Annotated in this window: 6 protein-coding genes and 1 pseudogene; 4 read left to right on the forward strand and 3 right to left on the reverse strand. The window is 57.0% G+C overall.

What is annotated here, in order from left to right; translation table 11 throughout:
- Positions 1–88: 88 nt before the first annotated feature.
- Positions 89–2,629, reverse strand: a complete 2,541-nt coding sequence (locus tag RDN66_RS10955) for a penicillin G acylase (protein WP_202216575.1) — start codon at positions 2,627–2,629, stop codon at positions 89–91.
- A 222-nt stretch (positions 2,630–2,851) separates the two neighbouring features.
- Between RDN66_RS10955 and RDN66_RS10960 the strand changes: the two genes are divergently transcribed.
- Both RDN66_RS10960 and RDN66_RS10965 read left to right on the forward strand, forming a co-directional pair.
- Positions 2,852–3,595 (forward strand): AraC family transcriptional regulator, encoded by a 744-nt coding sequence (locus tag RDN66_RS10960; protein ID WP_202216576.1) that lies wholly within the window; start codon positions 2,852–2,854, stop codon positions 3,593–3,595.
- Positions 3,596–3,642: 47 nt separating this feature from the next.
- Complete coding sequence (locus tag RDN66_RS10965; protein ID WP_202216577.1) at positions 3,643–4,284, forward strand: LysE family translocator; 642 nt, start codon at positions 3,643–3,645, stop codon at positions 4,282–4,284.
- Between the two features lie 40 nt (positions 4,285–4,324).
- Here the strand turns inward: RDN66_RS10965 and RDN66_RS10970 are convergent, their stop codons facing one another.
- Entirely contained in the window at positions 4,325–4,489 is a 165-nt protein-coding gene (locus RDN66_RS10970; RefSeq protein ID WP_202216578.1) for a DUF1127 domain-containing protein, read from the reverse strand.
- 178 nt (positions 4,490–4,667) lie between these two features.
- On the opposite strand from RDN66_RS10970, the gene RDN66_RS10975 reads away from it, so the two are divergent.
- The gene (locus RDN66_RS10975) at positions 4,668–6,089 is read left to right on the forward strand and encodes a PLP-dependent aminotransferase family protein (RefSeq protein ID WP_202216579.1); all 1,422 of its coding nucleotides are present in this window, start codon (positions 4,668–4,670) and stop codon (positions 6,087–6,089) included.
- On the opposite strand, the gene RDN66_RS10980 is transcribed toward RDN66_RS10975, so the two are convergent.
- Positions 6,084–6,818 (reverse strand): Fic family protein, encoded by a 735-nt coding sequence (locus tag RDN66_RS10980; protein ID WP_202216580.1) that lies wholly within the window; start codon positions 6,816–6,818, stop codon positions 6,084–6,086. The genes RDN66_RS10975 and RDN66_RS10980 overlap by 6 nt on opposite strands.
- 153 nt (positions 6,819–6,971) lie before the next feature.
- On the opposite strand from RDN66_RS10980, the pseudogene RDN66_RS10985 reads away from it, so the two are divergent.
- Positions 6,972–7,447: pseudogene (locus RDN66_RS10985) on the forward strand (restriction endonuclease); the annotation flags it as partial.

The following is a 7,447-nucleotide window of genomic DNA, read 5'->3' on the forward strand; positions in this document are numbered from 1 at the left end:
GGCTGGCTGCGGACGTAAAGTTGGGTATAAACGGAGGTTTCCGAATAGGCATCCCCCGCCGGACAAGACGGGGGATGACAGGAAAAAATTACCGCTTCACCTGTAACACTTCCTGCGATTCCTTATGTTCATCAACCTCTTGCGGTGTTAACCACAGCGATTTACGCCCGAAGGTTTCGTACATTTTTAGCTGGTCGTCATAGTGCTTATCCGCCTTGCCGTCCGGGGCAATAAACCCGCTTTGACCCGGTGCGACCACGTCCCAGGCAAGCACCGGGCTTTTGCTGGCCGACGGCGAGAACACGATCATGTCATTTTCCGTGCCGCGGTTCTGGTATTCCGCCTGATGACGCGCTTCATCCGCTGCCGCCTGCGGCACGCCGAAGAAGTTATTGGCCCGGAAGGTCAGCGCCATCGCCGGCGTTTTCCAGCCGTTCAGGTCGTTGCCGTAGCGCTTTGACAGCGTCTGCCAGGCATCGTCCAGCGCCGCCAGCACCACCTCGTGCTGCGGTTTTCCGCCAAACAGATCGACCGCCTGCGGAATTGGCGACTTCTCGCCCTGCAGCGCTTCGTAGAGGATCTTCGCCCCTACGCTGATGTTCAGCGAGCCGGTTGGCCCGTCCTGCGTCGTCTCATAGCCGCTGGCGCTGTACCAGTCACCGAACGGCTTCGGTACCGCCGCCACAACCGTGCGTTTCAGCATGCTGGTCAGCCAGGCGTTGAGAATCGCCGAGCCCGGCTGCTGATAGGTTTTACCGCCTTCGTTGAGCAGATTGCTGCCATCCCAACTGGTTAGTTTATCCACCAGCTGGCGACGCGGGTCGCTCACCGGCAGGCTCGCGGTCGCGTCCTTGAGCGTCGGCAGGAAGAGCCGCAGGTTCAGATCCTGACGGCTGGTTTTGCGGATCACATCCCAGGCCTGATCGGCGGTAAAGCGCGGCTGCTTATCAAGAATGCGGTTAATCTCGGTCACGCGATCCGCGCCGCCCCACAGGAAGGCAAACAGATCGGATGCCGGATAATCTTTTTGCGGTGAGTTGTTCCAGTTGGCGATATAGCCCGACTGCGGGTTATACACTTTCGGGTTCAAATCAAAAGAGAGCAGCCCCTTCCAGTCCCACTTTCCGGTGCCGGGCACCGGCAGGCGCGGGTCGTGGCCCGGCTGGCGGTCAGGATACGCGCCGGTATGCACGTAGCCGATATTGCCGTTCACGTCGGCGTAGTACCAGTTGATGGTCAGCGCCTGTTTTGCCGCCTGCTGCGTCCACTCCTGCCAGTTTTTGGCTTTCATCTGGTGAGTCCACGCCAGCAGCGATGCCACCTCTTTGCCTTCCCACGCGCGCGCCTTGGCGTAAGCCGTTTGTGTGGCTGGGTCAGTTTTCATCACATTTCCGTGCAGGGTGCGCCAGACGGTGAAGGTCTCCGGCTGGTCGTCTTTGACCTTAATGGTCTCTTCGCGGCTGAGCATTTTCACCCACTGGCCGTTATGCTGATAATAGCCCGGTTTATCTTTCGACATTTTTTCGGCAAAAATGTCGACATCATCGCCGAAACCAGCGGTAGAACCCCAGGAAATCGTGCCGTTGTGACCAAACACCAAACCAGGATAAGCAAACGGCGTATTGCCGGTGACGTCGTAGCCCGCGCCGTGCAGGCCAATGCCGTAGGTATAAGCAGGCGCGTACCAGCCGAACTGCGGGCCGTTGACCATAATAGCTTTTGCATCCTGCGCTTTGTTTTTACCTATCACCCACATGTTGCTGGTTGTTGGGTAGCCCGCCAGCCCGTTGGCCCCGCTCTGCGCAAACTGCGCGGCGATGGTTTCGCGGTTTTGTCCCGCCGTCAGCGCCAGCAGTGCGCCGTCTGCGCCTTTTGCCGGCCGGTCGAGCATCGGTGCCGGCAGGTCGTAGCGCGGAAGCAAGGCCGCCGTTTGCGTATTGTTAAGGTCAAACTTGAGCGGATAGTGGCTCTCCTTAGGGGAAATAGTCGTTGGCGCGGAAGGGTTAACCAGCCATTTTAACTGGTCAAAAACCGCCATCCCCTGCTGTTTACCGTATTTGTCTTTTAGCGCCGTCAGCAGCGCCAGGTTATCAATTTCGCTGGTACTGTCAGAGAATCGGTTCGCCATCGTGCCGACAAAAACCATAGCTACATCAAAAGGCTGCCAGTGCTGTGGTGCAAAACCAAAGGTGGAAAACTGTTTTGGCAGCAGCGTGCCAGGGTTGGCGTTCACTTTATCAATCCAGGCGTTCATGCCGTCGGCATAGCCTTGAAGGATGGACTTATCCTCCGGTGCTAGCGCCGCAATTTGCGCCCGGATAGAATCCGGCCAGTAGTTCTGGCGAATCACCTTATCAAAACTGACGAACGACTTGCCGAGGACTTCAGAGACCGTGCCCTGCGTGCTGCGCCGCGCCATCTCCATCTGGAACAGGCGATCCTGCGCCACCACGTAGCCATAGCCGTAAAACAGCCGATAGGTATCATCGGCGTAAATATGCGGCATGCCGTATTCATCGCGAACAATCTTGACCTCGGTCTGGGCACCTGCCGCCAGCGCGGAAAGGCTCCAGGAGCACATCAGGGAAGCAGCAACACAGTTCACGATCATACGATTTGTATTTTTCATTGTATCCTCTTGCAGGTGTATGATTAGCGAGTTGATACTAGCTGTGAAGCAACACTTATCTATATGAGGCGAATGATTTCAGCGTGAACTGTGAGTCTGATACCAGTTATTTGATACATTAAATTCGTTAATGTGATCTAAAGCGAATCGTTTATTTTTCACACATCTCTACCTGCTTTCCCCTAATGTGGTATAAAAATAAAAAACCGCCGGGGGAAGCGAATGACCACACCACGCGATATTCATCAGACCTTCGCCCGACTGCCGGGGCTTGAACGACGCAGCACCTGGCAGAGCACGCAGGCCTATAAGCGCCACAGTCATACGCAGCTTTCTATAGGGGCGATTCTCGAAGGCGGAACGCGCTGCGTCTGTGACGGGCAGGAGTACCTTTTGTCACCAGGTGACCTTATCGTTATCCCCGCCAACGCGCCGCACAGCTGCAACCCGATACAAGGAAAGCCGCGCAGCTACCATATGCTCTATATCGACACGCCGCTGCCATTAGCCCGGCAGGTCATTCGCAACGATGCGCTGTTCAGCCTGTATCTCACCGTCGTTGAGCAGATGTCCGCCGACGCGCTGACCACGCTGTTATCCGCTCTTTCCCTGCGAACTGGCGTTAATGAAAAACTGCGTTCCACCAGCCAACATCTGCAGCAGGCGCTACTGGCAAACCCCGTCTCTCCCCCCTCCCTTGATGCGTTCGCCGCACGTTTCTCGCTGCGTAAAGAGACCTTAATCCGGACGTTCAAGCAGGATACCGGCCTGACGCCCGGCAGCTTTCTTAACAACTCGCGCGTGGAGTACGCCAAAGCGCGGCTACGCGCCGGGGACGAGATTGCCGATGTGGCCTACCAGAGCGGCTTCGCCGACCAGAGCCATTTCCACAAAACCTTCGTCAGCTACACGGCCGCCACGCCGCGTCAGTACGCGCTGGGTAGATCAATATCAGACAATAATTAACGCCTCTTCAGGCCTACGCTGACCTCACGCTTTTTATTGAGGTCGCTATGGAACAGGTCACCACACTCTTCCCTCCCGCGTTTCCCGCACTGGCACTCGCGCACTTTATGGCGCTGCTCAGCCCGGGGCCGGACTTCTTTCTGCTGGTTGGCTACGCGCTACGCTTTCGACTGCGCGGCAGCGTGGGCGTTTGCCTTGGCATTGCAGCGGGGAACGGGTTCTACATTCTGCTGGTCGTTATTGGCTCCGGGCTGCTGCGCCAGGCGCCGCTGCTCTTCACCGGTATCGAACTGATGGGCGCCGCGTACCTGCTCTGGGTAGGCCGCCAGCTGCTGAATAGCCGCGCCGGAACACGGGAGTGGCAACATACCGCATCGGCGCTGCCCTCGCTCACCCGACAATTGCTGCTGGGGCTGGGCTCTTCACTGCTGAATCCGAAAAATGCGCTGTTCTATCTGGCGCTGATGACAGCGCTGCTCGGCCCGGATGTCACGCTGGTACAGCAGGCCGTATGCGGACTCTGGATGACCGGCGTCGTGCTGCTTTGGGATCTGCTGTTGATCGCACTGATCGCCCTGCCGCAGGTTCAGCGTCGCCTTGGCCATCTTGTCTGGAAAATTGAACGTACGGCTGGCGGTATCTTGATCGTCTTCGGCGTGTGGATCTTAGGGCAATTTATGTTGAGCTAAAACGCGGGCGGGCGACGTGTCAGGCACGTCGCCCGTATTTTTAACCCACTTCATCACGGCGCAGCCCAACATCTTTCAGCTGTTCATCGCTCATTCTCTGCAATACGCGACGCGTTTGCCGAATTTGCCACCCTTTTTTCATAAAGCGCCACAGTTGCACAAAGCCGATAAACGGCTGTTTTGCCCGGTTCACGTGAAATTCCATACTTTGCCTCCTCACCTTGCCAGAGGCTTTATCTTCGCGGATTTCCTGTCCTGCAATACAGATTCAAAAAATACTTTTCTTTAACATACAGATTCGCTAAAACGATATCTGCGTGCGGTTTTTATCGCCTGACTGTACTGGTTTTCTCATCTGTATGGCGATCACTGGGGATACAGCAATGACGCGTTACCAACATCTGGCCAACCTGCTGGCCGAACGAATTGAACAAGGGCTGTATCGCCACGGCGAAAAGCTGCCCTCCGTGCGCAGCCTGAGCCAGGAGCACGGCGTCAGCATCAGCACCGTACAGCAGGCTTATCAGACGCTGGAACAACGCCAGCTGATCACCCCGCAGCCGCGCTCCGGCTACTTCGTCGCGCCGCAAAAAGCCCAGCCGCCGGTGCCGCCGATGTCACGCCCGGTACAGCGCCCGGTGGAGATCACCCAGTGGGATCAGGTGTTGAACATGCTCGACGCCCGCAATGACAAATCGATCATCCCCTTCGGCGGCGGCTCGCCGGACGTCACCCAGCCCACGCTTAAACCACTGTGGCGCGAGATGAGCCGGGTAATACAGCATAATATTGTCGACGTGCTGAGCTACGACGAACTGGCCGGCCGTCGCGAACTGCGCGAACAGATCGCCCGCCTGATGCTCGACGGCGGATCGGTGGTCACCGCCAACGACCTGATCATCACCAGCGGCTGCCACAGCGCGCTGTCGCTGGCGCTGCTGTCGGTATGCCAGCCGGGCGATATTATTGCCGTGGAATCCCCAACCTATTACGGCACCATGCAGCTGCTGCGCGGCTTAGGGCTGAAGGCCATAGAGATCCCGACCGATCCCAACACCGGGATCAGCATCGAAGCGCTGGAACTGGCGCTGGATCAGTGGCCGATCAAAGGGGTGATCCTCGTCCCCAACTGCAACAACCCGCAGGGCTTTATCATGCCCGACGCCCGCAAGCGCGCGGTGCTGAGCCTCGCCCAGCGCTATGACATCGTGATTTTTGAAGACGATATCTACGGCGAACTGGCGACAGACTACCCGCGCCCGCGCACCATCCACTCATGGGATATCGACGGCCGGGTGATGCTGTGCAGCTCGTTTACCAAAACCATCGCCCCCGGCCTGCGCATTGGCTGGATAGCACCGGGCCGCTACTACGACAAGCTGCTGCAAATGAAATACGCCGCCAGCGGCACCAACGTGCCGTCGACTCAGCTAGCCGCCTCGAACTTTATCCGCGAAGGCCACTACCACCGCCACGTACGACGGATGCGGCAGATCTACCAGCGCAATATGGAGATCTACACCTGCTGGCTGCGTGAGTTTTTCCCCTGCGGGATCTGTGTGACCCGCCCAACCGGCGGCTTTATGCTGTGGGTGGAACTGCCTGAGCAGGTAGATATGGTGTGCGTGGCGAAGCAGCTGTGCCGGATGAAAATCCAGGTGGCACCGGGATCGCTGTTTTCGGCGTCCGGGAAGTACCGGAACTGCTTGCGGATCAACTGCGCGCTGCCGCCGATCGAAAAGCATCGGGAGGTGATGGTGCAGTTAGGGACGGCGGTGAAGGTGGCGATGGAGCCAGAGTTATAGGGTGTAGCAGTCCGCCAGGAATTCCATCATCTCGGTGGCATCTTTACTGTGGTAGAAACGCACCATTTTACCGTTGAACTCCAGCGCGCGAGCAGCGGGAATGCTGATAGGGTTGTAGCCATGCATCATCAGCCAGCCGTTCATCATATGGCGGCTGGTGCGCTTGTTGCCATCGAAGAAAAACTGGAAGTACGCGCCGAACAGGAACATCGCCAGCCCGCCTTCGAACGGCGGCAGCGCTTTAATCTGGCTAACGCCCTCGGCAAAAATGCGGTTCAGCTCTGGTGCGCCCGCTTCGGTTGCTGGCGGGAAATGCGTCCCCAGCTCCCCGAGATGGACGCGAGCGTTATAGTGCAGCTCCTCACCTTCCCCACGAAAGACGCCCCATTCCAGCGCTTCGTTGCGCGCGATAATGCCATGCAGCAGGGTGAAGGTTTTTTTATCCAGCACAAAACGCCCGGTTTGCACCAGTTCAATGAGTTTTTTACTGCTGTCGGCCAGATTCAGCACCTGCTCGGTATCGCTGACCTTATGCCCGCCCACGGTCACGCCGTCGAGAAGGGTTTTCACCTCGACAAAGGTGTACGGGTTGTTTTCCAGCTGCGCGGCATCCCAGACGAAACCCGCCAGGTGCGTTTTGAAGGTGAATAGCGCCACCCGGGTTCCCGGTGCCTGGACAGCGGGAAGGACGGAGGCATCCCAGGTGAGTTCTGTCAGTTTAGTCGGCATGGTTTGAGTCCTTGTAACCGTTAACTGTTATATTATTCCACAGTTTTAGCACATTGCTAAAATCATCGTCGCATCACCAATAGCTGACCCACACCAAAGAATTTCGCTCTCGTTATGGCAAGCTAAGCCCATAACTGACGTTAAGGGATTTTCGTGAAAAATTACAAAGTGATTACCCCGCTTTTTCCGACCTACGCCCAGGTTAAAGCCATGATCAAAGCCGTTTCAGGCTATTCCCTGAAAGCCGTGCGCGATATGATTACCGCCATCCACGAGCAAACCGGTACACCGCAAAAACCCGTTGACTGGTCCGAACCGGATCTCTGGATCAGCGAGCGCTTGTCAGGTGAAGATGCCGAAATCGCCCGCCGCATCTGGGATACCGATAACCATATTCTGAACCCTCGCCACAGCTACGGCTGCTATTTATTCCTTAACTATCCTCAGTTTGACCTGATGAAAAGCACGCCAGAAGATGCCTGGCAACCCACACCTCGTGGGCAACAATTTCTGCAAGATGACGAAAAGACATTGCGTTCGTTAGACGATCAGGAAGGCATCCTGCAGCTTCTGGAGCTACTGGCAGGCCGGGAAATGTCGCGTCGCGCGGATTTACTTCCCGAATGGCA

The organism is uncultured Kluyvera sp. (assembly GCF_902485085.1).
GTDB classification, from domain to species: Bacteria; Pseudomonadota; Gammaproteobacteria; order Enterobacterales; family Enterobacteriaceae; genus Kluyvera; species Kluyvera ascorbata.

Excerpts from the sequence above, each read along its gene's own strand:
- RDN66_RS10965 (WP_202216577.1), top strand. The coding sequence starts at position 3,643 with ATGGAACAGGTCACCACACTCTTCCCTCCCGCGTTTCCCGCACTGGCA.
- RDN66_RS10980 (WP_202216580.1), bottom strand. The coding sequence starts at position 6,818 with ATGCCGACTAAACTGACAGAACTCACCTGGGATGCCTCCGTCCTTCCC.
- RDN66_RS10955 (WP_202216575.1), bottom strand. The coding sequence starts at position 2,629 with ATGAAAAATACAAATCGTATGATCGTGAACTGTGTTGCTGCTTCCCTG.
- RDN66_RS10970 (WP_202216578.1), bottom strand. The coding sequence starts at position 4,489 with ATGGAATTTCACGTGAACCGGGCAAAACAGCCGTTTATCGGCTTTGTG.
- RDN66_RS10960 (WP_202216576.1), top strand. The coding sequence starts at position 2,852 with ATGACCACACCACGCGATATTCATCAGACCTTCGCCCGACTGCCGGGG.
- RDN66_RS10975 (WP_202216579.1), top strand. The coding sequence starts at position 4,668 with ATGACGCGTTACCAACATCTGGCCAACCTGCTGGCCGAACGAATTGAA.